The sequence below is a fragment of the Elioraea tepidiphila DSM 17972 genome, from assembly GCF_000378465.1.
GTDB lineage: Bacteria > Pseudomonadota > Alphaproteobacteria > Acetobacterales > Acetobacteraceae > Elioraea > Elioraea tepidiphila.
The window spans coordinates 114,623-140,971 of the sequence record NZ_KB899916.1 but is presented as its reverse complement, the minus strand read 5'-3'; the positions used below and the strand labels follow the sequence as shown (position 1 = coordinate 140,971).

Genomic DNA, 26,349 nt, shown 5'->3' with positions numbered 1-26,349 from the left:
TGATCCGGTTTCCGGCCCCTCCCGTTGGGGCCGTCCGGCATGGTGCGGCGGAGATAAACCGGAACCGCCGATCCGCAAACCGGAATCGGGTTTCGCATCCGCGTCAAGGTTGTCGCAACGATGTCCGCTGGACCACCACGCTCCGCCGGCGTCACTCCGGTATTGCCAGGAACGGCTCGACCGCGCGCAGGAACGGCTCGGGCGCCTCGGCGTGCACCCAGTGCCCTGCCCCTGGAACGACCACGAAGGCCGCACGCGGGAACAGCCTCAGGATGGTCGCGTGGTGCCCGGCGCGCACATAGCCCGAGCGTTCGCCCGCCACGATCAGCACGGGGCCGTCGTAGCGCGCGCTGCCCGGCGGGTCGGGAAAGGCCGAGATCGTCGGCACCGTCGCCCCGATGACGGCAAGGTTGAGCCGCCATGCGGGTGGGCCGTCCGCGTCGAAGCGCAGGTTCTGCAGCAGGAACGCGCGCTCCCCCGGATCGGCGATCGCGGCCGCGAGCGCCGCATCCGCCTCGGCCCGGCGCATGCCGGGGCGCAGAGGCAGCGCCCGCATCGCTTCGGCGTAGGCCTGGAGCGTGGGTCGATAGGCGACCGGAGCGACATCGACCACCACCAGCCGCTCGACCAGCGTTGGCCGGGTCAGCGCCAGCCACATCGCGACCTTGCCGCCCATCGAGTGGCCGATCACCGCGGCCCGTCCGCCGGCGCGGGTCTCGATCAGCGCGGCGACATCGGCCGCCATCGCCGGGTAGTCCATCCGCCCGGCATGCGGGCTGGCGCCATGGTTGCGCAGGTCCGCCGCGATCACCCGATGCGCTGCCGCGAGCCGCCCCGCCACCGTGCGCCAGTTCTGCACCGAGCCGAACAGCCCGTGCAGGATCACCACTGGCGGGCCGTCGCCCTGCTCGGTCGCGGCCAGCGCGACAGGCTCGATCGTCATCGCCCGGTGATGCCCGAACCCGGCGCGGGCGGCAACGCGCGCCGCACCGCCAGCACCAGCAGCGCCGCCAGGATCAGCGTGGCCCCCAGCACCAGCCGCGGCGTCACCCTCTCGCCGAGGAACAGCGCCGACAGGGCGAGCGACACCAGCGGCACGCCGAGGAAGCCGATCGAGGTCACCAGCGCCGGCAGGGCCCGGCTGACGCTGTTCGCCGCCCAGGTCGCGAGCGGGCCGCCGAACACGCCGAGAAATGCCAGCGCCGCGACCGAGTGCCGCGTCACCGCCACCACGCCTGCGGGCTCCAGCACCGCCGCCACCGGCAGCAGAACCAGCGCGGCGAGCGCGAACTGCCACGGCAGCAGCAACACGAGCGGTGCGGCCGGCCGGCTGGCCCGCAGCACCGCGATCGCCACCGCCCAGGACAGCGATGCTGCGAGCAGCAGCGCAACGCCGGCGACTGGCGCCGCGGCCGGATCGGCGAGCACCACGATCCCCGCCAGCCCCAGCGCCACCGCCAGAAGCCGCCGCGGACCCGGGCGCTCGGCGAGGGCGAGGGCCGAGATGGGGACCAGCCAGAGCTGAGTCGTGTACGCAAGCAAGGTCGCACGGCCGGCCGGTACCAGCGTCAGCGCGAGATGCAACAGCGCGAAGAACACGCCGATCTGGCAGACACCGACCGCCAGCACCACCGGTACGTCCGCCCGCGCAGGCATGGCGAGCCCGCCGCGCGACCCGACCAGCGCCGCCGTGGTCGCGGCCGACAGCAGCGCGCGCCAGAATGCGAACCAGGTGGGTGTCGCATCGACGAGCCCGACCTGGATCATCGGGGCGGCCGCGCCGAAGATCGCGACGACGAGAGCGAACTGGATCAGCGCGGCGCGCGGCATGGTCCGAAAAGAGCAAGGGGGGCCATTGGCCCCCCCCTGTACCCCCCGCTAGATGTAATGTTCCGCCAACGGTCGGAAGCCGTTGAACGACTGCGACGCATAGGTGGTCGTGTAGGCGCCCGCCGAGAGCAGGTCCACGCGGTCCCCTGCCCGCAACGCCAGGGGCAGACGGTAGGGGGTCCGCTCGTAGAGGATGTCGGCGCCATCGCAGGTCGGACCGGCGATCGCCACCGGACCCGTGCGTCCGCCATCGCGCGTGGTCTTCATCCGGTAGCGGATGCTCTCGCCCTCGGTCTCGGCCAGCCCGCCGAACCGGCCGATGTCGAGATAGACCCAGCGCACCGGATCATCCTTCGCCTTGCGGCTCACCAGCACGACCTCGGACGACACGACACCCGCGTCGCCGACGATGAAGCGGCCAGGCTCGACCACCATCTCGGGAATCGCGTTGCCGAACGCGCGCGTCATCGCGCCCATGATCGCATGGGCGAAATGGTCGATCCCCGGAACGTCGTCCGAGTAGCGCACCGGGAAGCCGCCGCCGAGATTCACCATGCGCAGGTTGACCCCGCGCTCGGAAAGATCGGTGAACAGCATGCCCACCTTGGCGATCGCCGCCTCGTAGGCCACCGTGTCGCGCTGCTGGCTGCCGACATGGAACGACAGGCCGTAGGGGTCGAGCCCCAGCGCCTTGGCGCGCACCATCAGATCGGCCGCCATCTCGACCGAGCAGCCGAACTTGCGGCTGAGCGGCCAGTCGGCGCCGGCGTTCTCCACCAGCAGACGGCAATACACCTTCGCCCCCGGCGCCGAGCGCGCGAGCTTCTCCAGCTCCTCCTCGGAGTCGAACGCATACATCCGCACGCCGGCGGCGAAGGCGCGCGCGATCGCGCTCTCCTTCTTCACCGTGTTGCCGAAGGAGATCGCGGATGCCGCGGCACCGGCCGCGAGCACCATCTCGATCTCCTCCCACGACGCGGCGTCGAACGCCGAGCCGAGCCCGACCAGCCGCTCCAGCACCGGCCGCGCGGGGTTGGCTTTCACGGCGTAGTAGATGCGCGCGAGCGGCAGGGCGTTGGCGAGCGCGCGGTAGTTCTGCTCCACGCGGTCGACATCGAGAACGAGGCAGGGCGTCGCGGGACGCACATCCTCGAGAAAGCGCGCGATCTTCGGGGTCATCGCACGGGCCTCCCCTTCAACTCCAGCGGGGTGGCCCGTACAGACGACGCACCCCAGGTTAACGGAACGGTCGAACACACCAGCGATCCCGAACCGAAGCCCGGGCTGGCCAGAGCGCTTGACGTCGTTGCGTAAACCCCGAGGGGCCAGAGGCACGTGCGTTGCTGCGTCTGCGGCGCATATACGCGCTATCCCCCGGGAGGTGAAGGAAAAAATGGCCCTCGCCGGATGCAGGGCTGGGGTGCCGAGAAACCCTGTCGGGTCAATCCGCTGCCAGCGTCCGCACCATGCGCCCGATCGCCTCGGGCGCGGCGACATGGCGCGCGCCGGAGCCACTCGCCGCCTCGGTGTGCTCCGGGCCGCCCTCGGCCAGCACCAGCACCGGCACGTCGGGGCCGATCGCCACGCGCAGTCGCGCGACCGCCCGCCGCACGCGCCGCGGCGAGGCGTGGCGCGCGAGCACCAGCACCGCTGCGCCGCACGCCCGGCCCGCGCGCGGGCCTGCGGCAACGGCAGCAGGAACCCCTTCGTCCGCCAGCGACGCCGCGAGCGCGGTCGCCACCGCCTGGTCGAGCGCGGCACCGGCGCCGACGCAGATCACCGAGGGTTCGTCGGTGTCCGGCGCGTCGTGGATCGCCTCGGCCGCGGCGACCAGTACGCGCGAGGCGCGTTGCACATCGGCGTGGTCGAGCGTGCCGCGCGCCAGATCGGCTGCCAGCGACCGCGCAGCCGGCAGCAGCACCGTGCGCACGGTCGGTCGCAGCCCGTCCGTATCGACGAGGCGCTCGATCATCTCGACCGCCTCGTGCCGGTCGCCCGCGAGCGCGCGCTGATAGAAGCGCTGCGGCGGGTCGAGCACGGGCGCCTGGCCGAGCAGCAGTTCGAGCTTGGCGAGCCGCGGCACGTGGCGAGCCGCGATCAGCAGACAGGCCGCGAAGGGGGGAGCCAGCACCAGCCCGATCGGCCCCCAGATCACGGTCGAGAGCGCCGCGATCACCACCAGCGGCAGCGGCGACAGCCCCGTGGCGGCGGCGTTCAGCAGCACCTCCAGCACGTGCGCGCAGAACGCCTCGACGACGATGAACAGGCCGATGACCATCAGCGGCGCGGTCCAGCCGGGATCGACCGCGAGCGAGACGATCAGCGGGAAGAACGCGCCGAGCGGGCCGCCGACGAACGGGATGAAGCGCAGCATGAAGCCGAGCAGGCCCCAGAGCAGCGCGTTGGGGATGCCGATCAGCCAGAGGCCGCCCGCCATCAGCGTGCCGAAGGTGACGTTCACGACGAGCTGGCCGAGCAGGTAGCGGCTGATGCGCCGGCCTGCCTCGCTCAGCGCTGCGGTGGCGCGCGGGATGTCGCCATTGCCCCAGAGCCGGATGAAGCGGTCGCGCATGTCGTTGCGCTGGAGCATCAGGTAGCTCGCGAACAGGAGCACGATCACGGCCGTGGCGATCGGCGTCAGGATCAGCCGGAGCGCGTCGCCGGCCAGCCGTTCCGCGCTTGGCCGGGATGACGCCTCAGGGACAGCCGGCAGCGCCGAGAGGCGACCGCCGCCGAACTCGGCCATCAGCCCGTGCAGCATCTGGATCAATGGGCCGAACACCGACGAGCCCTCGCCAAGGGCGCGGACCTTGGCGCGCAGATTCGCCTCGTAGGCCGGCAGCGATGAGGCGAGGGTGACCGCCTCGGTGACCAGGAGCGCGATGAACAGCACGGAGGCAACCGCTGCAAGGAGCACCACCGTCAATGCGGCGATAACGCGCGGAATGCCGATCCGTTCCAGCGCGCGCGCGACCGGCACGAGCGCCACGCTCAGCAGCAGGGCGAGCGCCAGCGGGATGAGGATGTCGCGCCCGAGATGCAGCCCGGCGAGCACGATCGCGAGCCCGACCAGCGTGCGGGTCACGGCCGGGCCGGCGGGTTCGGGCGCGAGGGGTGCGGCGCGGGTCATGCTGTCTCCGGAGCGTCCGGAGGCAGGAACGGGCGCGGGGGGATCAGGTTCCCGTCAGATCAGCCCGGCAAGCGGGCTCGAGGGGTCGGCGTAGAGCTTGCGCGCCATCCGGCCGGCGAGATAGGCCTCGCGCCCCGCCTCGACCGCGGCCTTCATCGCGCGCGCCATGCGCACCGGGTCCTTGGCATGGGCGATCGCCGAGTTCATGAGCACCGCGTCGCAGCCGAGCTCCATCGCGATCGCCGCATCCGAGGCCGTGCCGACGCCGGCATCCACCAGCACCGGCACCTTGGACTGCTCGACGATCAGCCGGATCGTCACCCGGTTCTGGATGCCCAGGCCCGAGCCGATCGGCGCGCCGAGCGGCATGATCGCGACCGCGCCCTGGTCCTCGAGCCGTTTCGCCGCCACGGGATCGTCCACGCAGTAGACCATCACCTGGAACCCGTCCTTCACCAGCACGTCGAGCGCGCGGTGGGTCTCCTGCATGTCCGGGTAGAGGGTGGGGGGCGGCCCCAGGACTTCCAGCTTGACCAGGTTCCAGCCGCCGGCCTCGCGCGCGAGGCGAAGCGTGCGGATCGCATCCTCCGCCGTGTGGCAGCCGGCGGTGTTCGGCAGGTAGGTGTAGCGGGAGGGCGGCACGAAGTCCTGCAACATCGGCGCCGAGGGGTCGGAGAGGTTCACGCGCCGCACGGCAACCGTCACCATCTCCGCGCCGGAGGCCTCGATCGCCGCTGCCGTCTCCGGCAGGTCCTTGTAGCGGCCGGTGCCGACGATCAGGCGCGAGCGGAACGTAAGGCCGGCGACCGACCACGAGTCCTCGGCGGCCTGGGTGTGGTCGCCGCCGCCGATGAAATGGACGATCTCGATGCGGTCGTCATCGGCGAGAGCGGTGGTCTCGAACGCCGATTTCGGCACGATCTCAAGGTTGCGTTCGACCGCGACCTTGCGCCGGTCGAGCCCGAGCGCGACAAGCAGCCCCGCCACGGTGAGCGGCCCGGTGAAGGCGCGCGGCTCGCCGTTGACGGTCAGGCGAAGGGCGGTGGTGGCGTCCATGCCGCGGATATGGGGCGACCTCCCGGCGGCCGGCAAGGGCCGAGGCCGCAGCGCGGCCCCGGCCCTCGCGCTGTCACATCCGCGCCAGCGCCGGCAGCACCCGCGCCCAGGCCTTCAGCCCGCGATCGAAGCTCGCGACCCGGAAGAACTCGTTCGGCGCGTGGTAGTCCTCGTCGCCGGTCGAGAACGCCATCGGGATGGTGTCGAGGCCGAGTTCGGACTTGAACTGTGCGCAGAGCGGCAACGTGCCGCCGAGCCGCGAGCGGAACGGCTTCACGCCGTAGACGTCCTCCAACACCCCCTCGATCGCGGCGAGTGCCGGATGATCGGTCGCGATCTCGTAGGCGCCCGCGCCGCCACCGGTGGACTTGATCTCCAGCGTGGCGAGCTTGGGGCAGTGCGCACGCAGATGCGCCTCCACCGCCGCAGCGACCTTCGCCGGATCCTGCCCCGCGACCAGGCGGCAGGTGATCTTCACATGCGCCTCGCAGGGCAGCACGGTCTTCGAGCCCTCGCCCTGGTAGCCGCCCCAGAGCCCGTTGATCTCGAGCGTCGGGCGCAGCCAGATCTTCTCCAGAACCGAGCGGTTGGGCTCGCCCCAGATGCCGTGCGCGCCGACGTCGCGCCAGAACGCGGTCTCGTCGAACGGCACCGCGGCCAGGTCGGCGCGGTCGCGATCGGTGGTTTCGCGCACACCGTCGTAGAAGTTCGCGACCGCCACGCGGCCGTCCTCGTGGTGTAGGGTCGCGACGAGGCGAGCCAGCAGCAGCGGCGCATTCGCGATCGCGCCCCCGAAGCTGCCGCTGTGCAGATCCTTCGCCGCCGTGCGCAGGATCGCCTCCAGCTTGCAGATGCCGCGCGTGGAGAGCGAGACATCCGGCTTGTCCTCGAACAGCATGCCGCCATCGGCCGACAGGACGAGATCACCCTTCAGCTTGCCCTTGTGCTTCGCCAGGATGCGCGCGAGCGAGGGGCTGCCGATCTCCTCCTCGCCCTCGTAGAACACGCGCACATTGCAGGGCAGCCGTCCCTCGGTACGCATCCACGCCTCCAGCGCGGCGAGGCTGATGAACAGGCCTGCCTTGTCGTCGGAGGCGCCCCGCGCATAGACGCGGTTGTTGCGGACGGTCGGCTCGAAGGGCGGCGTGCTCCAGAGCTCCAGCGGCTCGGGCGGCTGCACATCGAAATGGGCGTAGATGACAATCGTCGGCGCGCCCTCGGCATGCAGCCAGTCGGCATAGACGGCCGGCTGTCCGCCCTCCTGCCAGACCTCCACATTCTCGAGCCCCATGCGCCGGCAGCGCTCGGCCACCCACTCCGCGGCGCGCTGCACGTGCTGCGCGTGGTCGGGCTTCGCGCTCACCGAGGGGATGCGCACAAGGTCGAGATAGTCGTTCCAGAGCGCGTCGCGGTTCTTCGCGATCCAGCCCTCGACGCCGTCGGTCACGCGCGCGTCCATCACTTTCCTCCATCCACGCTGAGTGTCTGTCCGTTGATATAGGCGGCGTAGTCGCTGGCGAGGAACAGCACGGCGTGCGCGATGTCCTCGGGCGTGCCGAGCCGGCGTGCGGCGATGCCGGCGACGAGCGCGCGCTGGCCCGCTTCGCCATAGGCGGCCCATTGCCGCATGGTCGAGGGGTTCGAGAGGATGAACCCGGGGGCGACGCTGTTCACGGTGATCCCGTGCGGGCCGAGCTCGTGCGCAAGCTGGCGCGACAGGCCGATCTCGCCGGCCTTCGCCGCCGCATAGGCCTGGATGCCGGCCTTGGACACGCCCAGCCCGGCCCCCGACGAGATCAGGATGATCCGCCCCTGCCGGCGCATCTTCATCGCCGGGGCGACGGCCTGCGACACGGTGAAGGCGGCGGTGAGGTTGATCGCGACGATCGCGTCCCAGTCCTCGGGCGTGATCTGCTCGATCGCACGGCCGGCCTGGCCACGGACGCCGCCTGCGGTGTGCACCAGCACGTCGATCGCGCCGCCGCCCGCCTCCTCCACCTCGCGGACCCAAGCCACGGCGGCGGTGCGGTCGGTGAGGTCCAGCGTCGCTGTGGCGATTCCGGGCACGCGCCGAGCGACCGCGAGCGCGTCCGGATCGATGTCGCAGGCGAACACGCGCGCGCCGCGCTCGGCGAAGCCGCGCGCGATCGCCCGGCCGATGCCCTGCCCGGCGCCGGTGACCGCGACCACCCGGCCGTCGAACCGCACGATCATGCCGGCTGCCCCACGAGGGACGCGAGTTCGAGCAGGTTGTCGTCGGTCATCGGGCGGCGTCCCTCCTCGATCTCGTGGATCATCTCCACCAGTCTTGCGGTCAGCGGACAGGCGAGGCCGTGTGTCGCGCCGATCTCGGCGATCGGCGCGATCTGCGCATCCACCTCGGTGCGGCGCTTGCGCACCGCGAGATCGCGCCAGACGCCGCTATGCGTCTTCGCGCTCGTGCGGTTGAACCCGACCATGATGTCGATCGAGCGTCGCGCGGCGGCCTCCGTCGCGCCCGGCATGAAGGCGTTGGGGTCGAAGCCGTTGAAGCCTTCCGGGGTGACACCCTCGGCGGCGGCCACGGCCATCACCTCCGCGCCCAGCGCGCGCCAGAGCGCGAACAGCTTCGGATTGCCGAGCGCGCCCGCGATGCTGTCCTGGCCGAGCGCCTGGGCGAACAGCATCGCCCCGTAGGCGAGCTTGCCCCAGAGATAGCCCCAGATGTTGTCGGTCATGATCGCGGCATCGTCGAAGTCGAGCAGCGTGCGATGCAGCGATTCGAGCCGGCCGGTGATCAGCCCGTCGATCTCGCCGATCACCACCGCGCCGCGATTGCCATACATCACCTCGCCGGGGCCGTGCCAGTCGGCGCCGAAATTGACGAAGGCGCCGATCGTTCGCGCCGGGCCGGCAATCCCGGCGATGATCCGCTCGGTGAGCCCGTTCTGCAGGCTGAGCACATAGCCGTTCGGATCGAGATGCGGCAGCAGCGCCCGGGTCGCCTCGGCCGTATGGTGCGCCTTCACGCACAGGAACACCTTGCGCCAGGTGCCCGTGATCTCGGCGGGCGTGAAGGCCGGCGCGACCACGCCAAACTCGGCGACAGGTCCCGTGATGCGCAGCCCGCGCGCCGGGTCGCGGATCGCCGCCACATGCTCCGCGACGATGTCGACGAAGGTCACATCGTGCCCGGCGCGCTTGAGGAACGCGCCGACCGTGCCGCCGATCGCGCCCGCGCCCCAGATCAGGATCGGCTCCTCAGGCATTGCCCCACCCGCTTTCGATCAATGTCCGTGTCTCCTCGACCGCCACCCGCCAGATCGCCAGCATCTCGTCGTCCGGCCGCTGGTAGCGTCCGGCGAAGTTCCCGTCGCCCAGCATCGCGCGGATCTCGGCGGCCGGGCGCTGCACCATCGCCGCACTGTCGATCGGCGGCTTGGCACCCTCGGGCAGCGCCACGCCGGCGAGCCGCGTCCAGGGGAAGTTCTCCATCCAGGAGGCATGCGACGCGACCGGATCGGTCGCCTGGACCTGCGCCCAGACCTTCGGCGCGCTCCACCAGTTGTGGAACCGCACGCGCGTGCCAGCAGGCTTGGCCGAGACCCATTCGCGGCAGAACGCATCCACCGGATTGTTCCCGCCATGGCCGTTGACGATCAGCACGCGCCGGAAGCCGTGGGCGTGGAGGCTGTCGAGAATGTCACCCACCACCGCGAGCAGCGTCGGCACGCGCAGGCTCACCGTGCCCGGATAGGCCATGAAGTAGGGCGCAAGCCCGTAGGGCATCACCGGGAACACCGGCACGCCGAGCGGCTCGGCCGCCTCGGCGGCCACCCGTTCGGCCAGGATCGCATCCACCGCGAGGCTCAGATACGCGTGCTGCTCGGTGGAGCCGAGCGGGAGCACGCAGCGGTCGTCGCGGCGGAGCCAGTCCTCCACCCCCATCCAGCTCATCTTGCGGATCAGCACCCGGAAATCCCTCTTGCGGCCGAGGGGGCGGAGGCTACGCTCGCCCGTCACGAGGTCAACAGGGAGACGCCACCATGAGACGAACGAATCCGTTCCGCCGCCTGCGCCTGCTGGCGGCGGCGGCCTGTCTTGCCTGGGCAGGAGTGGCATCGGCGCAGGAGCTGCGCGTCGGCGTGCGCGCCGGACCCGAGGCGATCGATCCCGCCTACATGGCGCTCGGCAACCATGCCGCCGCGGTGAAGAACATGTTCGACACCCTGGTCTGGGTGGACGACAAGCTGCAGGTGGAGCCAGGGCTCGCGGTGTCGTGGCGCCCGATCAACGACACCACCTGGGAGTTCAAGCTGCGCGAGGGCGTGAAGTTCCACGACGGCAGCCCGTTCACCGCGGCCGACGTGAAGTTCTCGATCGAGCGCGTGCCCGGCGCGGCCGGCCCCGATGGCGGCCTGACCCTCTACACCCGCACCATCGCCGGCGTGGACGTGGTGGACGACCACACGATCCGCATCCGCACGCACGGCTCGCACGCCGCGCTGCCGCAGGACATGACGCGGATGTTCATCGTCTCCGCGCGCATCGGCGATGCCAAGACCGCCGACTTCAACTCGGGCCGCGCCGCGATCGGCACGGGCCCGTTCCGCTTCGTCTCCTGGACCCCGCGCGGCGATCTGGTGGTCGAGCGGGTTCCCGGCCACTGGCGCGGCGATGCGGCCTGGTCGCGCGTCACGCTGGTCGAAATCTCGAACGACGCGGCGCGCGTGGCCGGTCTGCTCTCGGGCAGGGTCGACTTCGTCAACTACGTGCCCGTGAGCGACATCAACCGCCTCAAGCGCGACCGCAACATCGCCGTCTTCCAGGGCGAGAGCATCTATACCTTCATCCTCTACCCCGACATGCGCGAGGACATGTCGGTGCCCGCCATGCGCATGATCACGGACAAGCAGGGCAACACGCTGCCGCGCAACCCCTTCCTCGATCCGCGCGTGCGCGAGGCGCTCAGCCTCGCGATCGACCGGCAGGGGATCGTGCAGTCGGTGTTCGAGGGCTACGCGACCCCGGCGGCCCAGCTCATGCCGAACTACATGTTCGGCGCCGATCCGAACGCCCCGCCCTTGCCCCACGATCCGGCCCGCGCGCGCGCGCTCTTGGCCGAGGCGGGATTCCCGAACGGATTCCGCTTCCCGCTCTACTGCTCCTCCGACCGCCTGCCCGGCGACGGCGCCACCTGCCAGGCGCTCGGCCAGCTCTTCGCCCGCATCGGCCTCGAGGTGCAGGTGAACGCGCAGCCGCGCACCATCTTCTTCCCCGCCCGCACGCGCGGCGACTACCCGATCACCATGGCGGGCTGGGGCACGCTGACCGGCGAGGCGGGCTACGCGCTCTCCGGCTTCGTGCACTGCAAGCGGCCGGGAGGGCGGCTCGGCCCGTTCAACGCCAGCCACTACTGCAACGAGGAACTCGACAAGATCATCGCCGAGGCGCTCGGCACGCTCGACGAGGAGAAGCGCCGCGCGCTGTTCCAGAAGGCGCAGGCCATGGCGGTGGCGGATCGAGGGCAGATCCCGATCGTCACCCTGCCGACCGTCTGGGCGGGCAAGTCCAACCTCACCTGGACCCCGCGCGCGGACGAGGACACGCTGCCCTACTTCATCCGTCCGCGATCCTGACGCTTCATGAACCAAAGCACGGGGAGGGGTACGGGTACCCCTCCCCGTGACCCCACCCCCCCGATCGTCAAGGCCGCGGGCCTCGCGCTCGCCGCGGCCGTGCTGTTCACCGCTGAGGTGGTGTTCGTGAAGCTGCTCGCGAACACCGTGCCGGTGACGACGATCATGCTGGCCCGCTCGGCTGGGCAGATCCTCTACGTCGCACCGCTGCTCGCGCGGCGCGGCACGATCCTGCTGCGCACGTCGCGGCCGTTCCTGCACCTGGCGCGCGGGCTGTTCAGCCTCATCTGCTGGGGCCTCTACTACTGGTCGTTCCAGCGGCTCGATCTCGCCACGGCCACGGTGCTGTCCTTCACCTCGGTGATGTTCGTCACCGCGCTCGCCGGCCCTGTGCTGGGCGAGATCGTGCGCTGGCGTCGCTGGAGTGCCACCATCGTCGGGTTCCTCGGCGTGGTGCTGGTCGCGCGGCCGCTGGAGATGCGGTTGGATCCCGCGATCGGCATCGCGCTCCTCTCGGCGCTGTTCGGCTCCGGGATCGTGTTGACGACCAAGAAGCTCTCGGCGACCGAGCGCACCGAGACGATCCTGCTCTATATCGGCGTCGTGACGTTCCTGGGCTCGCTGCCGGTCGCCGTGCCGTTCCTGACCGTGCCCGAGCCGTGGCAGGCGTTCTGGCTCGCCTTGATGGCGGTGACGGGGCCTGCGGGAATGCATCTCTGGATCAACGCCTTCCGCCTTGCCGACGCGACCGTGGTGTCGCCGCTCGGCTACACGCGACTGATCTTCTCGACGATCGCCGGGGTTGTCCTGTTCAACGAGACCCCCGACCGGTGGATGGCGGCCGGTGCGGTGCTGATCGTCGGCTCGGCGCTCTACATCACGCTGCGCGAGGCGAAGGTCGCGCGCCACGGGCGGTAGCCGTCATGCCTCATGCAGATGGCACGACGCGACGCGACCCGGCGCGACCTCGCGCAGCACCGGTGCCTCCTCGCGACAGCGGGGCATGACGTGCGGGCAGCGCGGATGGAAATGGCAGCCGCGCGGCGGATCGAGCGGAGAGGGGATCTCCCCGCGCACCGGATGGAACGAGGCGCGCCGCCGATCCAGCCGCGGCACCGCCTCGATCAGCCCCCGCGTATACGGGTGCGCCGGCTCGGCGAATACCGCCCCGACCGGGCCCGTCTCCACCACGCGGCCCAGATACATGATCGCCACCCGGTCGGCGAGATGGCCCACCACCCCGAGATCGTGGCTGATGAACAGGATCGCGAGATCGAGATCGCGGCGCAGATCGAGGAAGGTGTTCAGCACCTGCGCCTGGATCGAGACGTCGAGCGCGGCCACCGCCTCGTCCGCGACGATCGCGCGCGGGTTCATCGCGAGCGCCCGCGCGATGCCGATGCGTGCGCGCTGCCCGCCCGAGAACTGGTGCGGATAGCGGCCCGCGAAGGCCGGATCGAGCCCGACCCGCCGCATCACCGCGGCCACGGTATCGCGTGCTTTCGCCCGGTCGGTCAGCCCGTGGGCGAGCGGCCCCTCGGCGATCGCCTCGCCCACGCGCATGCGCGGATTGAGCGAGGCGAAAGGGTCCTGGAAGATCATCTGCACCGCGGTGGTGCGCTTGGCCGCGCGGCCGTCGGAGTCGTCCGCCACGGGTGCGCCGTCCAGCAGGGCACGGCCCTCGGTCGGCAGCAGCAGCCCGGCGGCGATCCGCCCCAGCGTCGATTTGCCGCAGCCGGACTCGCCCACCAGCCCGACCACCTCGCCGCGTGCGAGGCCGAGCGAGACGCCATCGACCGCGCGCACGATCTCAGTCTTCGCTCCCCTGGCCAGCGCGCCGACGATCCGCTCGGCGAGCGACGGCCGGCGCACGAAGCGCATCGACACGTGGTCGAGCGCGAGCAGCGCGGTCACTTCTTGAGCCTGGGATTCAGCACGTCGCGCAACTGATCCCCCACCAGGTTGATCGCGACGATCACGATCAGCAGCGCGATCCCGGGATAGACACTGATCCAGTACCGCCCCGAGAGCATGAACTGGAAGCCGTTGGCGATCAGCGTGCCGAGCGAGGGCTCGGTCACCGGCATGCCGACGCCGAGGAACGACAGCGTCGCCTCGATCGCGATCGCGTTCGCCACCTGCACGGTCGCGACCACGATCAGCGGCGGCAGGCAGTTCGGCAGCAGGTGCCGCAGCACCACACGCGTGGGGCGGAGCGGGATACCGGAGGCCGCCTCGATGTACTCCTTGCGGCGCTCGGCGAGGGCGGCACCGTGCACGGTACGGGCGAAATAGGCGTACTGCGCCGCGACCAGGGCCACGACCACCTGGAACAGCCCCTGACCGAGGATCGCCACCAGCACGAGGGCGAGCAGGATCGCGGGGAAGGAGAGCTGGAGGTCTACCAGTCGCATCAGCGCGAGCTCGACCCGCCCGCCGAAGAACGCGGCCGCCAGCCCGACCGTGGTGCCGATGCAGAGCGCGACCACGCCGGCCGCCGCACCCACGAACAGGGACGTGCGCAGCCCCCAGAAGATCGCCGAGAGTACATCGCGCCCCTGCGCATCGGTGCCGAGCCAGTGCGTATAGCCGCCCGAACCGACGCTGCCCGGCGGCAGACGCGCATCCATCAGCGACAGCAGTGCCTGGTCGTGGGGATCTTGCGGCGTGATCCAGGGCGCGGTCAGCGCCAGCAACACCGCGAGCGCGAACACGAACAGACCGCCGAGCGCGACCTTGCTCTCGGCGAACTCGGCCCAGAACAGCGCGGCCGGCGAGGCGGCGCGCGTACTCACCGCTGGCCCCCGAGCCGCACGCGCGGATCGAGCGCGGCATAGGCGAGATCGACCAGCAGGTTGATCGTGACGAACATGGTCACGACCAGCATCAGGTAGGTCACCATCACCGGGCGGTCGAGCGTCAGGATCGAGTCGATCACCAGCTTGCCCATGCCGGGCCAGGAGAAGATCGTCTCGGTCACCACGGCGAAGGCGACCACCGAACCGAACTCGAGCCCGAGCACCGTGACGATCGGGATCAGGATGTTGCGCATCGCGTGCACCAGCACGACCCGTCGCATCGACAGCCCCTTGGCGCGCGCGAACTTCACGAAATCGGCGGGCCAGGTCTCGCGCATGCCCGCACGTGTCAGCCGGATGATGAGGGAGAGCTTGAACAGGGCGAGGTTGAAGGCCGGCAGCAGCAGATGCGCAAGCCCGTCGCTGGTCAGGAACGACCACTCGATCCCGCCGATCAGCACCGTCTCGCCGCGCCCGCCCGAGGGCAGCCAGCCCAGCTCGACCGAGAACACCAGGATCAGCATCAGCCCGACCCAGAAGGTCGGCAGCGAGAACCCCAAGACGCTTGCGGCCATGATGGTCCGGCTGATCGCCGACTCAGGCTTGAGCCCGGCATAGGCGCCGAGCGGAATCCCGAGCACGATCGCGATCAGCATCGCCGCGAGGGCGAGCTCCAGTGTCGCCGGCAGCTTCGACAGGATCAGCCCCAGCGCCGGCTGGTTGAACACGAAGCTCGTGCCGAAATCGCCGCGGATCAGCGCGCCGAGGAAGTAGCCGTACTGTTCCCAGAACGGCCGGTCGAGCCCGTAGCGCGCGATCGTCTCCGCGCGGGTGATCTGGTCGGCGGCCGGGTTGATCAGCACATCGATCGGGTTGCCGATCGCGAACACGCCGGCGAACACGATCAGCGACATCGCGAAGATCACCACGACCGCCCCGGCGAGCCGTTGCAGCAGGAAGGCGATCATCCGGGCGTGCCTGGCATCATGCAGCCCTGTCATAGCCGCCGCGCCCGGCTCTGTCATCGCGGCCAGGCGCCGCTCGCGGCAGGATGACCGGCGATGATCCTGCTGATCCAGGTGGCACCGCTCGCCGCGATCGTCGCCCTGCTCGCCTCGGGCCGCGCCGACCCGCTGCGCGCGGTGGCTGTGGCGCTCGTGCTCGCGATCCCGGCCGCCGCCGTGTCGGTGCCGGAGGGCGTCCGCCTCGCGCCCCTGCTCGCCGCGGAGGCTGCGCGCGGCGCCTTCCTTGCCCTCCAGCCGATCGCAGTGACCTTCGCGGGGCTGCTGTTCCACGGCGCGGTCTCGGCCCGCCCGCGCGACCTCGACGCGGATGGTGCGGCCACCCATGCGCGGCTGTTCACCGTCTGCCTGCTGCTCGGGCCGTTCTTCGAGACCGTGACCGGGTTCGGCGTCGGGGCGGTGTTCGCGCTCGGCGACCTGCACGCGCTCGGGATCGGCGGGCCGGCCGGCGCGGCGCTGTCGCTGCTGTCGCAGATGCTGATCCCCTGGGGTGGGCTCGGGCCAGGTACGCTGCTGGGCGCGGCGCTTGCGGGGGTGGAACTGCGCGCCCTCGGTGCCTGGAACGCGGCCCTGAGCGCCGCCTGGCTGCTGACGCTGCTGCCGGTGTTCTGGCGTCTCGCCGCCGAGGCCGGACTGCCGGCGACCCCGCGGGACCGGATCGAGGACGCGGTCACCATCGCCGCGCTCGGTGTGTTGCTGATCGCGGCCAACCTGCTGGCGACCGTGGAGGTCGCGGGGCTGCTCGCGCTCGGCCCGCCGCTGGTCTGGCGGCTGAGGCATCGGCTCGCGCAACCGGGTGCGGCGCGTGCGGCCACCCCGTATCTCGCGCTGTCGGCCGTGCTGCTCGCGAGCCGGCTGGTGCCGGGTGCGCCGGCGCTGCTCACCGCCGTCGGCATGATCCGCCCCTGGCCGGACCTGCCCGGCTTCGCGCTTTTTCACCAGCCGGGCATGCTGCTCGGCGCGGTCGGGCTCGGCGTACTGGCGACCGTGCGCGGCCGGCGCGCGATCCTGCTCCGGGCGGGGCGACGCGGCGCGCGGCCGGCGGTGCTGATGCTCGGCTATGTGGTGCTGGCGCGGCTGCTCGGCGGGTCGGGGGCGGCAGCGGCATTGGCCGGCGCGCTTGCCGCCGCCGCCGGCGCGGCGCTTGCCTTCACGGTGCCATTGCTGGGCGCTGCCGGTGGATTCTTCGCCGCGACCAACGTGGGCTCGAACTCGATCCTGATGCCCGTCGTGTCGGCGCTGGCGCTGGCCTTGCCGCCCGCCTTCGTCGCCGCAGTGCAGAACTTCACCGGCTCCGCGCTCTGCATGGTCGCGCCCATGCGGCTCGGCGCGACCGCGGCGCTGGCGGCCGACGGAACCGCGCCCGGCGCGATCGCCCGCCGGCTCTGGCCCACGGCCGCGAGCGCGGTGCTGGTCGGCTGGGCCGCGATCGCCGTGCTTGTCACCGCCGGTGCGTCCGGCAATGGTCCGGCGTGACCGAAAGGAGACCGAACGCATGTCCGATGCCGCACACCTGATCGGCGGTCGCTGGACCGAGCCCGCCGCCACGCTCGACGTGATCGATCCGTCCGACGGTGCCCCCTTCGCGCGTATCGGCCGCGGCGGTTTGGCCGAGATCGATGCTGCGGTGACAGCCGCGCAGGCGGCTCTCGACGGCGCCTGGGGGAAACTCACCGCGACCGAGCGCGGACGGCTGCTGTCGAGGCTCGCGGCGCTGATCGCGCGCGATGCCGAGCGTCTTGCGCAGCTCGAAAGCCGCGATGTCGGCAAGCCGATCCGCCAGGCACGCGCGGATGCGGCCGCCTGCGCGCGCTACTTCGAGTTCTACGGCGGGGCCGCTGACAAGGTGATGGGCGATACGATCCCCTACCAGGACGGCTTCACCGTGTTCACCGTCTGGGAACCGCACGGCGTGACCGCGCATATCGTGCCGTGGAACTACCCCTTGCAGATCGCCGGCCGGTCGGTCGCGGCGGCGCTGGCGATGGGCAATGCCTGCGTGCTGAAGCCGGCCGAGGACGCCTCGCTGACCTGCCTCGCGATCGCTAAACTGGCCGAGGAGGCCGGATTCCCGCCCGGCGCGCTCAATGTGGTGACGGGCCTCGGCGAAGAGGCCGGCGCGGCGCTTTCGGCGCATCCAGGCATCGGCCATGTGTCGTTCACCGGCAGCCCGGAGGTCGGGCGGCTGATCCAGGCGGCGGCCGCGCGCAACACCATTCCGGTCACGCTGGAGCTGGGCGGCAAGTCGCCGCAGCTCGTCTTCGCCGATGCCGACCTCGAGACCGCCGCCGCCACGGTGGTGAACGCGGTGATCCAGAACGCGGGCCAGACGTGCAGCGCGGGGTCGCGCGTGCTGGTCGAGGAGCGGATCTACGACCGGTTCGTGGCCGATCTCGGCGCGCGCTTCGACACACTCGTCGCCGGGCCTGCGGATCGCGATCTCGATCTCGGGCCGGTGATCAACGCGAGCCAGAAATCGCGGATCGAGGGCTACCTCGCGCGGGCGGAGGGGCTGCCGGTCGCAGGCCGAGGGTCGATCGCCTCGAACGCGCCGCCGGGCGGGTTCTACGTGCGCCCGACGCTGTTCGCCGACGTGCCGCCCGATCACGTGCTGGCGCAGGAGGAGGTGTTCGGCCCGGTGCTGGTGGCCATCCGCGTCAAGGACGAGGAGGAGGCGCTGCGTGTCGCCAACGGCACGGTGTTCGGTCTCGTCTCGGGCGTGTGGACGGGGGATGCGGGCCGGGCGATGCGGCTCGCGCGGCGGCTGCGCACCGGGCAGGTCTTCGTCAACAACTACGGCGCCGGCGGCGGCGTCGAGCTGCCGTTCGGCGGCATGAAGGGCTCGGGGCATGGCCGCGAGAAGGGCTTCGCCGCGCTCTACGGCTTCGCGGCGATGAAGACGGTCGCGGTGAAGCACGGGTAGCCCCGTGCGGAACCCGCTGCTCGTCCTCGCCGAGCACGCTGCGTCCTGGCGCGACCGCACGCCCGACGATGCGCTGGCACACCACGCGCGGCGCGCGCTCGTGGACTGGTTCGGCTGCCTGCTCGCGGGTGCCTCGCGGCCGCCAGCGACCCTGCTCGCCGCCGCACTCGCTGACGAGGCACCGGGCGGCGGTGGTGCCGTGTGCTACGTCACCGGCCGCCACGTGCCGCTGCGCCACGCCGCGCTGATCAACGGCACCGCGAGCCACACGGTCGAGTTCGACGACATCTACCGTTACGCCGTCTACCATCCCGGCTGCCCCACCATCGCGGCCGCGCTCGCCGCGGCGCAGGCGCAGGGACGCGACTTGGACGCGCTGCTGCGGGCGATGATCGCGGGTTACGAGGTGTCGTGCCGGATCGGGCTCGCGGTGCAGCCCTCGCACTACGACTTCTGGCACACGACCGGCACGGTCGGCACCTTCGGCGCGGCCGCAGCAGTGTCGGTACTCCTCGGCTCGGATGCGGACCGGACAGCGCACGCGCTCGCCACCGCCGCGACCATGGCCTCGGGGCTCCAGCAGGCGTTCCGCGGCGAGGGGATGAGCAAGCCGCTGCATCCGGGTCATGCGGCGGAAGCGGGAGCACTCGCGGCAATGGCGGCCGCGCGCGGCATGACCGGCGCGCTCGACGCGCTGCACGGCCCCGTCGGATTCGCCGCCGCGACCAGCGAGGACACGGGCAAGTGGGACAGGGCGCTCGCGCGGATCGGTCAGCCCTTCGCGATCGCGGACATGACGTTCAAGAACCACGGCTGCTGCGGGCACATCTTCGCCGCACTCGATGCCGTCGGCGACCTGCAGCGCGAGCACGGTTTCTGCGCTGAGGATGTCGAGGCGGTCGCGGTCGGTGGCTACCGCGCGACCAAGGAGGTGTGCGACCGGCCCCACGCGGTGACGGAGCAGGACTGCCGGTTCTCGACGCAGTACACGGTCGCGACGCTGCTGCGGTTCGGCGGTGTGCGGCTCGCGGCCTTCGCGCTTGAGCGGCTGGCCGATCCCGCGACGCGGGCGCTGATGGCGCGGGTGAGCGTGCATGTCGATGCCGAATGCGCGGCGGCGTTCCCGGCGCAGCGGTCGGCGAAGGTGGAGCTGCGCCTGAAGGGCGGGCGAGTGCTGACGCGCCATCAGACGACGCGCAAGGGCGATCCGGATGCGCCGCTCTCGGATCAGGACCTGTCGGACAAGTTCCTGGAGCTGACGACCGACGCGATCGGCGCGCCGGCCGCACAGGCCCTGCTTGAGGCGCTGTGGCGAGGCTCCGCCTTGCCGAGCGTGATGCCGCGGGTGGCCCAACGACCGCGGGGCGTGGTCGAGGGATAGGGGGCCTTCCGGCCCTTTCCCATCCTTACAACGGCTTGCGCAGCTTCGCCTGCAACTCGCCGATGATGCCGCGGCGGAATGCCAGCACGCAGGCGACGAAGATCGCGCCCTGGATCACCGTCACCCAGGCGCCGAACTCGGCGAGCTCGTTCTGCATGGTCACGATCACCAGTGCGCCGGTCGCGGGCCCGAACATCGTGCCGATGCCGCCCACCAGCGTCATCAGCACGGCCTCGCCGCTCATCGGCCAGTTGACATCGGTCAGCGTCGCGATCTGGAACACGATCGCCTTGGTCCCGCCGGCGATGCCCGCGATCGTCGCGGACAGCACGAAGGCGATCAGCTTGTAGCTGTCGGTGCGATAGCCGAGCGAGGTCGCGCGCGGCTCGTTGTCGCGGATCGCCTTCAGCACCTGGCCGAACGGGCTGTGCACGATCCGGTAGAGGAACAGGAAGCAGGCAAGCACGATCGCCGCCACCACCCAGTAGAGGGTGAAGTCGCTGCGCAGGTCGAGCACGCCGAACAGATAGCCGCGCGGCACGGCCTGGATCCCGTCCTCACCGCCGGTGAACGGCGCCTGCACGCAGAAGAAGTACACCATCTGCGCCAGCGCCAGCGTGATCATCGCGAAGTAGATGCCCTGGCGCCGGATCGCGAGGAAACCGAACGCGGCGCCCAGCGCCATACTCGTGAGCCCGCCGGTCAGGATCGCGAGCTCCGGCGTCAGGCCCCAGACCTTGGCCGCATGGGCGGACAGGTACGACCCCATGCCGAAATACGCCGCATGACCGAAGGACAGCAACCCGACATAGCCGAGCAGCAGGTTGAAAGCGCTGGCGTAGAGTGCGAAGCACAGCACCTTCATCAGGAACACGGGGAAGAAGAAGAACGGTCCGATCGCGATCAGCGCGATCAGGACGACGAGGGCGATCCGCTGCGAGTTCGGCATGTCAGGCGCGCCCGAACAGACCGGCCGGCCGCACCAGCAGCACGATCGCCATGATCACGAACACAACGGTCGCGGATGCCTCCGGATAATAGACCCGCGTGAACCCTTCGATCATGCCGAGCGCGTAGCCGGAGACGACCGAGCCCATGATCGAGCCCATCCCGCCGATCACGACCACCGCGAACACGATGATGATGAAGTTGGCCCCCATGCCGGGATGGACGCTGTAGACCGGGGCGGCGAGCACGCCGGCGAAGGCGGCGAGCGCCACGCCCGTGCCGTAGGTCGCCGTCATCATCAGCGGCACGTTGACGCCGAATGCCTGCACGAGCTGCGGCCGCTCGACCGCCGCGCGCAGGTAGGAGCCGAGCTTGGTCTTTTCGATCGCATACCAGGTGCCGAGGCACACCGTGATCGACACGACCACGATCCAGAACCGGTAGGCCGGCATCAGCATGTAGCCGAGATCGACCGGGGGCATGCGGAAGGCGTCCGGCACGCCGTAGGGCAGGCCGGAGACGCCGTACTGGTTTCGCACCAAGCCCTCGATGATCAGCGCGAGGCCGAAGGTCAGCAGCAGCCCGTACAAGTGATCGAGCTTGTAGAGCCGGCTGATCATGGTCCGCTCGATCACCACGCCGAGCAGGCCGACGATCAGCGGGCTCAGCAGCAGCGCACCCCAGTAGCCGATGCCGGCATAGGTGAGCAGCATCCAGGCAACCACGGCGCCGAGCATGAACTGCGCCCCGTGGGCGAAGTTGATCACGTTCAGCATGCCGAAGATGACGGCAAGCCCGAGGGACAGCAGCGCGTAGAACGCGCCGTTGACGAGGCCGAGCGTGCCCTGCTGCAGGAACGGCTCGAGGTCGTACCAGAGCTCGGTCATGGATCGCGGCGGCGCATCGAGAGGGGGCGGGTTTGACCCGCCCCCGTCTCCGTCAGGTGCGGACCAGCGGGCAGTTGCCCTCGGTCACGGGGCGGAACGCCTCGTTCGCGGGAATGGTCTGGAGCAGCTTGTAGTAGTCCCAGGGCCCGCGGCTCTCCTGGGGCGTCTTCACCTGGAACAGATAGGCGGCGTGGATCTTGCGGCCGTCGGGGCGGATCGTGCCTTCGCCGAAGCAGTCGTCGGAGGTCGGGATGCTCTTCATCCGTTCGACGGCGGCAGCACCGGACGCCTTGGCTGCGGCAACGCCCATCGCCTCCACCGCCTTCAGGTAGTGCAGCACCGCCGAGTAGCAGCCGGCCTGCACCATCGACGGCCGAACGTCGTTCGGCATCCGGCCGAGGCGCTGGGTGAAGGCGCGCGTGCGGTCGTTCAGATCCCAGTAGAACGTCTCGGTCAGCACGAGCCCCTGGGACGTCGGCAGGCCAAGGGCGTGCACGTCGGTGATGAACACCAGCAGACCCGCAAGCCGGGTGCCGCGGCGCGTGATGCCGAACTCGGCGGCCTGCTTGATCGAGTTGATCGTGTCGCCGCCGGCGTTGGCGAGGCCGATCACCTGGGCGCGGCTCTGCTGTGCCTGCAGCAGGAACGAGGAGAAGTCGGTCGTGCCCGGGAACGGCGTGCGCACCGAGCCGACGACCTGCCCGCCGGCGTTGCGCACGAAGGCCGACACATCGCGCTCGAGAGCGTGGCCGAACGCATAGTCGGCCGTGATGAAGAACCAGGTCCGGCCACCGGCGGCGACCATCGCCCCGCCCGTGCCGCGCGCCAGCATCCAGGTGTCGTAGGTCCAGTGGATCGTGTTCGGCGAGCAGGCGGGTCCGCTGAGATCGGAGGTCGCGGCACCGGAGCAGAGGAAGACCTTGTTGCGCTCACGCACCAGCGTGTTCACGGCGAGCGCCACCGACGAGGTGGGGACATCGACGATCACGTCGAAGTTGTCGCGATCGAGCCACTGGCGGACCACGGTCGAGCCCACATCAGGGCGGTTCTGGTGATCGGCCTCGACCACCTCGACGTTCACGCCGCGGGTGGTGATCCCGCTCTCCTGGATCGCCAGCCGCACGGCCTGGGTCGAACCAGGTCCCGAGAGGTCGCGGTAGAGGCCGGACTGGTCGTTCAGCACGCCGATCCGGATCGTGTTCGCCGCCTGGGCGCGCGCATGGCGCAACGGCGTGACGAGCGGCAGGGCCGCGCCGGCGGCGGCGCCTGCGAGCAGCGTGCGTCGGTTGAATGCCATCGGTTCTCTCTCCCTGTGTCGGCCGCCCTACACGCCGAGATAACTGTGCAGACGGTCCATGCTGGCCTCGAGTTCAGCCCGGGGGATCATGTCGACGATCCGCCCGTGCTCCATGACATAGTGCCGATCCGCGACCTTCTGCGCGAATCGGAAGTTCTGCTCGACCAGCAGCACGGTCAGGCCGATCTCCTTCAGCGCCTGCACGGTCCGCCCGATCTGCTGGATGATCACCGGGGCAAGCCCCTCGGTCGGCTCGTCGAGCAGCATCAGCTTGGCGCCGGTGCGCATGATGCGCGCGATCGCCAGCATCTGCTGCTCGCCCCCCGAGAGCTTGGTGCCTGGGCTGGAGAGGCGTTCCTTCAGGTTGGGGAACAACGTGTAGATGCGGTCGAGATCGACTTGGCTCGGCGCGATCTCGGGGGGCAGCAGCAGGTTCTCCTTCACCGTCAGGCTGGCGAAGATGCCGCGCTCCTCCGGGCACCAGGCGATGCCCAGCCTCGCGATGCGGTCCGGTGCGAGCCCGATCGTCTCGGTGCCGTTGTAGCGGATCGAGCCCTTGCGGCTCTCCACCACGCCCATGATCGCCTTGATGGTCGTGCTCTTGCCGGCGCCGTTGCGACCAAGCAGCGTGACGATCTCGCCGTCGCCGACGTCGAGATCGACCCCGTGCAGTACGTGGCTCTCGCCGTACCAGGCCTCCAGGCCCCGCACCTCAAGCATCGTCGGACCCGATATAGGCGGCCTTCACGTCCGGGTTGGCGCTGATCGCGGCGTAGTCGCCCTCGGCCAGCACCTGGCCGCGCGTGAGCACGGTGATGGTATCGGACAGCCCGGCGACCACCTTCAGGTTGTGCTCCACCAGCAGGATGGTGCGGCCCTCGCGCACCCGCCGCACCAGCGCGACCACCCGGTCGACGTCGTCGTGCGCCATGCCGGCGGTGGGTTCGTCGAGCAGCATCATCGGCGGATCGAGCGCGAGCGTGGTCGCGATCTCCAGCGCGCGCTTGCGTCCGTAGGGGAGCAGGCCCGCCAGGACGTCCTCGTAGCCGTCGAGACCGACATCGGCCAGCAGGGCGCGCGCGCGGTCCTCGTAGCGCGCGAGCAGACGTTCAGGGCGCCAAAAATCGTAGGACGAGCCGCGCTCGCGCTGGAGCGCCAGCCGGACATTCTCGAGTGCCGTGAGGTGCGGGAACACGGCCGAGATCTGGAAGCTGCGCACCATGCCGAGCCGCGCCACCTCGGCGGGTTTGAGGCCGGTGATGTCGCGTCCGTCAAAGCGGATCGCGCCCGCGCTCGGTTCCAGGAACTTGGTGAGCAGGTTGAACACCGTGGTCTTGCCGGCGCCGTTCGGGCCGATCAGCGCGTGGATGGTGCCGCGCCTGACCCGAAGCGCGACATCCTTCACCGCGACAAACCCGAGGAACTCCTTGGTCAATCCCTCGGTTTCAAGAACGACGTCGTTGCCCAATGGCCTCCCCCTGCGACGCGCAGCCTGCCAAAAAGCCATGCTGCGGCGCAAGAGCGGGAATGCGCGGCAAGCACGGCACCCCGGCGCTCCTACGATCGTCTGTTCACTCTTCGTTCAAGCAATTGCGGTTTCATCCTGGCATGCCCCCGCACCCGAGGATCGCCGCGATGCGCCGAACCCTTCCCGCCCTCGCTCTCGCGCTTGCCGTCGCTGCCTGTGCCAGCGTTCCGGGCCCCGCCACGGTCGGCACGCCGGTCGAGCCAGTGGCGCGGCAGAGCTACGCCGCGGTGGTGATCGGCGCGCCGCCGCTGCTCGGCGGGCTCGGCTCGGCGGTGGCGATCGACGACCGCCATGTGCTGACGAACAGCCACGTGATGCGGCTCGGCGGCATGGCCGTGGAAGGCGCGACGCTGGTGCGTGACGACGGGACGCGGGCGAGCGCGACCCTGATCGGGCGGTCGGAGGCGATGGATCTGGCGGTGCTGCGCGTGCCCGAGGGGTTCCTCGCCCCCGCGCGCACCGCGAAGGCCGGACCGCTCCCGGCCCAGCCGGTCTGGGCGGCCGGGACGACCACGGTGGGACCGGGCCTCGCCCAGGGCTGGGTGATGGAGCATGACGCCGCGATCGATGGTCTGGGCCAGGGTTTCATCGCCCGGATGGGCGCGCTGATGGGCTACTCCGGCGGCCCCGTGGTCGGCCCGGACGGCGCGGTGCTCGGTCTGACGACGGCGCTCGTCTCGCCCGGCGCGGCGCCGCTGCTCGGCATGCTCACGGGCGCCGATGTCGATGGGCTGCTCCGCCCCGAGGGGCGCGAGGTGTTCGTGCTCGGGATCGGCCCGGCGATCGACGAGGCGCGCCGGCTGATCGCCTCAGCCGGACGCTGAGGGCGCGCTCGGGATCGGCTCGAGTCCCAACCAGCGGCGCAGCAGCACGTAGCCGACGCCGAGGATGGTCGGGCCGAGGAACACCCCGATCAGCCCCATCGAGATCAGCCCGCCGAGCACGCCGACCAGCATCAGCAGCAGCGGCAGGCGGGCGCCGCGGCTGATCAGCAGCGGCCGCAGCACGTTGTCCACCGTCTGAACCACGCCGGCACTCCAGATCAGCAGCAGGATGTTGGCCAGCGTGTTTTCGCTGGTGGCGAACATCCACACCACCACCGGCACCCACACGGGTAACGGGCCGATCTGCACGATACCCAGCACCAGGACGCCGATCGCGAGCGCAAAGGGTGCCGGCACGCCGGCGAGCGCGAAACCGAGCCAGGCGAGAACGGCCTGCACGGCCGCGGTGCCGACCACACCTGCCGAGACCGCGCGGATCGCGCGCACCGCTACTTCCAGCGTCTCGATCCCGTCGGCGCCGCCGATCCGCTCGGCGAGCCGTTGCACAAGCTGCGCCCCGGCGGGCCCGCGCGCGTACATCACCCCGCTGGCGAGGCAGACCAGCAGCAGTTGGAGCATGGTCAGGCCCAGCGCGAGCGTCTGACGGGCGAGCCACGCGCCGACCTCGGGCGCGACCTTGCCGGCCGCCTCCACCAGGGGCCCGACATCCTCCACCATCGCGCTCCAGGTCGCGGCCGCGCGCTCGCCGACGACGGGGAGCTGCGCCAGCAGCGCCGGCCCGTGGGTCCGGGCCGCGGCGCCGAGATCGTCCGCCATGGCGCGGAGTTCGGGGATCGCCGAGACCGCGGCGTCACCAAGCGCGACCGCGGGGCCGACGATCACGGCGAGGGCCGCGAGCGTCAGCAGCACCCCGACCAGCCCGCGCCGGCCGCCGAGCCGCGCGGTCAGCCATTCGAGCGGGCGCCAGACCGACACCACGATCACAGCGGCCCAGAGCAGGGCCGCGGCGAAGGGCGCGATCACGATGAAGCAGGCCACCGCCAGCAGTCCCGGCAGGGCCAGCGCCAGCAGCCGCTCGAACTGCGCGTAGGGAGGCGGGTCTGGGGGCACGGCGCGACTCCGGAGCCGGGGGGCTTGGCGAAGCAT

General features: G+C 70.9%; 24 protein-coding genes. 6 read left to right on the top strand and 18 right to left on the bottom strand.

Annotation, left to right across the window (positions count from 1 at the left end; translation table 11 throughout):
• Nucleotides 1-151 precede the first annotated feature (151 nt).
• The 9 genes from F563_RS0107480 to F563_RS0107440 form a co-directional block, all read right to left on the bottom strand.
• Nucleotides 152-943: an alpha/beta fold hydrolase gene (locus F563_RS0107480; RefSeq protein ID WP_019014037.1), complete on the bottom strand. Its 792-nt coding sequence runs from the start codon at nt 941-943 to the stop codon at nt 152-154.
• Entirely contained in the window at nt 940-1,830 is an 891-nt protein-coding gene (locus F563_RS21930; RefSeq protein WP_019014036.1) for a DMT family transporter, read from the bottom strand. Before F563_RS21930 ends, F563_RS0107480 begins: the two co-directional genes overlap by 4 nt.
• Before the next feature lie 48 nt (nt 1,831-1,878).
• Entirely contained in the window at nt 1,879-3,009 is a 1,131-nt protein-coding gene (locus F563_RS0107470) for a type III PLP-dependent enzyme (RefSeq protein ID WP_019014035.1), read from the bottom strand.
• A 262-nt stretch (nt 3,010-3,271) separates the two neighbouring features.
• Complete coding sequence (locus tag F563_RS21925; protein WP_019014034.1) at nt 3,272-4,960, bottom strand: AI-2E family transporter; 1,689 nt, start codon at nt 4,958-4,960, stop codon at nt 3,272-3,274.
• 54 nt (nt 4,961-5,014) lie between these two features.
• A complete protein-coding gene (gene thiS / locus F563_RS21920) occupies nt 5,015-6,016 on the bottom strand; it encodes a sulfur carrier protein ThiS (RefSeq protein WP_019014033.1) in 1,002 nt (333 codons plus the stop codon).
• 73 nt (nt 6,017-6,089) lie between these two features.
• The gene (locus F563_RS0107455; protein ID WP_019014032.1) at nt 6,090-7,475 is read right to left on the bottom strand and encodes a dipeptidase; all 1,386 of its coding nucleotides are present in this window, start codon (nt 7,473-7,475) and stop codon (nt 6,090-6,092) included.
• Nucleotides 7,475-8,230 carry an SDR family NAD(P)-dependent oxidoreductase gene (locus F563_RS0107450; RefSeq protein ID WP_019014031.1) on the bottom strand — a complete coding sequence of 252 codons (756 nt, stop codon included), beginning with the start codon at nt 8,228-8,230 and terminating at the stop codon, nt 7,475-7,477. Before F563_RS0107450 ends, F563_RS0107455 begins: the two co-directional genes overlap by 1 nt.
• Nucleotides 8,227-9,264, bottom strand: a complete 1,038-nt coding sequence (locus F563_RS0107445) for a ketopantoate reductase family protein (protein WP_019014030.1) — start codon at nt 9,262-9,264, stop codon at nt 8,227-8,229. Before F563_RS0107445 ends, F563_RS0107450 begins: the two co-directional genes overlap by 4 nt.
• Entirely contained in the window at nt 9,257-9,967 is a 711-nt protein-coding gene (locus F563_RS0107440) for a creatininase family protein (protein WP_019014029.1), read from the bottom strand. The genes F563_RS0107445 and F563_RS0107440 overlap by 8 nt, the downstream gene beginning before the upstream one ends.
• A gap of 74 nt (nt 9,968-10,041) precedes the next feature.
• On the opposite strand from F563_RS0107440, the gene F563_RS0107435 reads away from it, so the two are divergent.
• A complete protein-coding gene (locus F563_RS0107435) occupies nt 10,042-11,634 on the top strand; it encodes an ABC transporter substrate-binding protein (RefSeq protein ID WP_019014028.1) in 1,593 nt (530 codons plus the stop codon).
• Between the two features lie 6 nt (nt 11,635-11,640).
• Nucleotides 11,641-12,552 carry a DMT family transporter gene (locus F563_RS0107430; protein ID WP_051089345.1) on the top strand — a complete coding sequence of 304 codons (912 nt, stop codon included), beginning with the start codon at nt 11,641-11,643 and terminating at the stop codon, nt 12,550-12,552.
• Between the two features lie 3 nt (nt 12,553-12,555).
• On the opposite strand, the gene F563_RS0107425 is transcribed toward F563_RS0107430, so the two are convergent.
• The 3 genes from F563_RS0107425 to F563_RS0107415 are packed head-to-tail and all read right to left on the bottom strand — an operon-like array spanning nt 12,556 to nt 15,400.
• Complete coding sequence (locus F563_RS0107425) at nt 12,556-13,548, bottom strand: ABC transporter ATP-binding protein (RefSeq protein WP_019014026.1); 993 nt, start codon at nt 13,546-13,548, stop codon at nt 12,556-12,558.
• A complete protein-coding gene (locus tag F563_RS0107420; protein ID WP_019014025.1) occupies nt 13,545-14,429 on the bottom strand; it encodes an ABC transporter permease in 885 nt (294 codons plus the stop codon). The genes F563_RS0107425 and F563_RS0107420 overlap by 4 nt, the downstream gene beginning before the upstream one ends.
• Nucleotides 14,426-15,400: an ABC transporter permease gene (locus tag F563_RS0107415; protein ID WP_019014024.1), complete on the bottom strand. Its 975-nt coding sequence runs from the start codon at nt 15,398-15,400 to the stop codon at nt 14,426-14,428. Before F563_RS0107415 ends, F563_RS0107420 begins: the two co-directional genes overlap by 4 nt.
• 93 nt (nt 15,401-15,493) lie before the next feature.
• Between F563_RS0107415 and F563_RS0107410 the strand changes: the two genes are divergently transcribed.
• From F563_RS0107410 to F563_RS0107400, 3 genes are read left to right on the top strand one after another with little or no spacing between them, the layout of a single operon-like run.
• Entirely contained in the window at nt 15,494-16,930 is a 1,437-nt protein-coding gene (locus tag F563_RS0107410) for an L-lactate permease (RefSeq protein WP_019014023.1), read from the top strand.
• Nucleotides 16,931-16,949: 19 nt separating this feature from the next.
• Entirely contained in the window at nt 16,950-18,377 is a 1,428-nt protein-coding gene (locus tag F563_RS0107405) for an aldehyde dehydrogenase family protein (RefSeq protein WP_019014022.1), read from the top strand.
• 4 nt (nt 18,378-18,381) lie between these two features.
• Nucleotides 18,382-19,758, top strand: a complete 1,377-nt coding sequence (locus F563_RS0107400) for an MmgE/PrpD family protein (RefSeq protein WP_019014021.1) — start codon at nt 18,382-18,384, stop codon at nt 19,756-19,758.
• A 25-nt stretch (nt 19,759-19,783) separates the two neighbouring features.
• Here the strand turns inward: F563_RS0107400 and F563_RS0107395 are convergent, their stop codons facing one another.
• From F563_RS0107395 to F563_RS0107375, 5 genes are read right to left on the bottom strand one after another with little or no spacing between them, the layout of a single operon-like run.
• Nucleotides 19,784-20,707 (bottom strand): branched-chain amino acid ABC transporter permease, encoded by a 924-nt coding sequence (locus F563_RS0107395; protein WP_019014020.1) that lies wholly within the window; start codon nt 20,705-20,707, stop codon nt 19,784-19,786.
• Between the two features lies 1 nt (nt 20,708).
• Complete coding sequence (locus tag F563_RS0107390; protein WP_019014019.1) at nt 20,709-21,593, bottom strand: branched-chain amino acid ABC transporter permease; 885 nt, start codon at nt 21,591-21,593, stop codon at nt 20,709-20,711.
• A 52-nt stretch (nt 21,594-21,645) separates the two neighbouring features.
• A complete protein-coding gene (locus F563_RS0107385; RefSeq protein ID WP_019014018.1) occupies nt 21,646-22,890 on the bottom strand; it encodes an ABC transporter substrate-binding protein in 1,245 nt (414 codons plus the stop codon).
• 27 nt (nt 22,891-22,917) lie between these two features.
• On the bottom strand, nt 22,918-23,610 hold the full coding sequence (locus F563_RS0107380; protein WP_019014017.1) for an ABC transporter ATP-binding protein: 693 nt from the start codon (nt 23,608-23,610) through the stop codon (nt 22,918-22,920).
• Complete coding sequence (locus F563_RS0107375) at nt 23,603-24,397, bottom strand: ABC transporter ATP-binding protein (RefSeq protein WP_211211395.1); 795 nt, start codon at nt 24,395-24,397, stop codon at nt 23,603-23,605. The genes F563_RS0107380 and F563_RS0107375 overlap by 8 nt, the downstream gene beginning before the upstream one ends.
• Before the next feature lie 128 nt (nt 24,398-24,525).
• Between F563_RS0107375 and F563_RS0107370 the strand changes: the two genes are divergently transcribed.
• On the top strand, nt 24,526-25,242 hold the full coding sequence (locus tag F563_RS0107370) for a S1 family peptidase (RefSeq protein ID WP_019014015.1): 717 nt from the start codon (nt 24,526-24,528) through the stop codon (nt 25,240-25,242).
• On the opposite strand, the gene F563_RS0107365 is transcribed toward F563_RS0107370, so the two are convergent.
• Nucleotides 25,228-26,313: an AI-2E family transporter gene (locus F563_RS0107365; protein WP_019014014.1), complete on the bottom strand. Its 1,086-nt coding sequence runs from the start codon at nt 26,311-26,313 to the stop codon at nt 25,228-25,230. The genes F563_RS0107370 and F563_RS0107365 overlap by 15 nt on opposite strands.
• Between the last annotated feature and the right edge of the window lie 36 nt (nt 26,314-26,349).

Bases quoted from the DNA above. Each gene is read 5' to 3' on its own strand.
- F563_RS0107480 (WP_019014037.1), bottom strand. From the start codon at position 943: ATGACGATCGAGCCTGTCGCGCTGGCCGCGACCGAGCAGGGCGACGGC.
- F563_RS21930 (WP_019014036.1), bottom strand. From the start codon at position 1,830: ATGCCGCGCGCCGCGCTGATCCAGTTCGCTCTCGTCGTCGCGATCTTC.
- F563_RS0107470 (WP_019014035.1), bottom strand. From the start codon at position 3,009: ATGACCCCGAAGATCGCGCGCTTTCTCGAGGATGTGCGTCCCGCGACG.
- F563_RS21925 (WP_019014034.1), bottom strand. From the start codon at position 4,960: ATGACCCGCGCCGCACCCCTCGCGCCCGAACCCGCCGGCCCGGCCGTG.
- thiS (WP_019014033.1), bottom strand. From the start codon at position 6,016: ATGGACGCCACCACCGCCCTTCGCCTGACCGTCAACGGCGAGCCGCGC.
- F563_RS0107455 (WP_019014032.1), bottom strand. From the start codon at position 7,475: ATGGACGCGCGCGTGACCGACGGCGTCGAGGGCTGGATCGCGAAGAAC.
- F563_RS0107450 (WP_019014031.1), bottom strand. From the start codon at position 8,230: ATGATCGTGCGGTTCGACGGCCGGGTGGTCGCGGTCACCGGCGCCGGG.
- F563_RS0107445 (WP_019014030.1), bottom strand. From the start codon at position 9,264: ATGCCTGAGGAGCCGATCCTGATCTGGGGCGCGGGCGCGATCGGCGGC.
- F563_RS0107435 (WP_019014028.1), top strand. From the start codon at position 10,042: ATGAGACGAACGAATCCGTTCCGCCGCCTGCGCCTGCTGGCGGCGGCG.
- F563_RS0107430 (WP_051089345.1), top strand. From the start codon at position 11,641: ATGAACCAAAGCACGGGGAGGGGTACGGGTACCCCTCCCCGTGACCCC.
- F563_RS0107415 (WP_019014024.1), bottom strand. From the start codon at position 15,400: ATGATCGCCTTCCTGCTGCAACGGCTCGCCGGGGCGGTCGTGGTGATC.
- F563_RS0107410 (WP_019014023.1), top strand. From the start codon at position 15,494: ATGATCCTGCTGATCCAGGTGGCACCGCTCGCCGCGATCGTCGCCCTG.
- F563_RS0107405 (WP_019014022.1), top strand. From the start codon at position 16,950: ATGTCCGATGCCGCACACCTGATCGGCGGTCGCTGGACCGAGCCCGCC.
- F563_RS0107395 (WP_019014020.1), bottom strand. From the start codon at position 20,707: ATGCCGAACTCGCAGCGGATCGCCCTCGTCGTCCTGATCGCGCTGATC.
- F563_RS0107390 (WP_019014019.1), bottom strand. From the start codon at position 21,593: ATGACCGAGCTCTGGTACGACCTCGAGCCGTTCCTGCAGCAGGGCACG.
- F563_RS0107385 (WP_019014018.1), bottom strand. From the start codon at position 22,890: ATGGCATTCAACCGACGCACGCTGCTCGCAGGCGCCGCCGCCGGCGCG.
- F563_RS0107380 (WP_019014017.1), bottom strand. From the start codon at position 23,610: ATGCTTGAGGTGCGGGGCCTGGAGGCCTGGTACGGCGAGAGCCACGTA.
- F563_RS0107375 (WP_211211395.1), bottom strand. From the start codon at position 24,397: ATGGCTTTTTGGCAGGCTGCGCGTCGCAGGGGGAGGCCATTGGGCAAC.
- F563_RS0107370 (WP_019014015.1), top strand. From the start codon at position 24,526: ATGCGCCGAACCCTTCCCGCCCTCGCTCTCGCGCTTGCCGTCGCTGCC.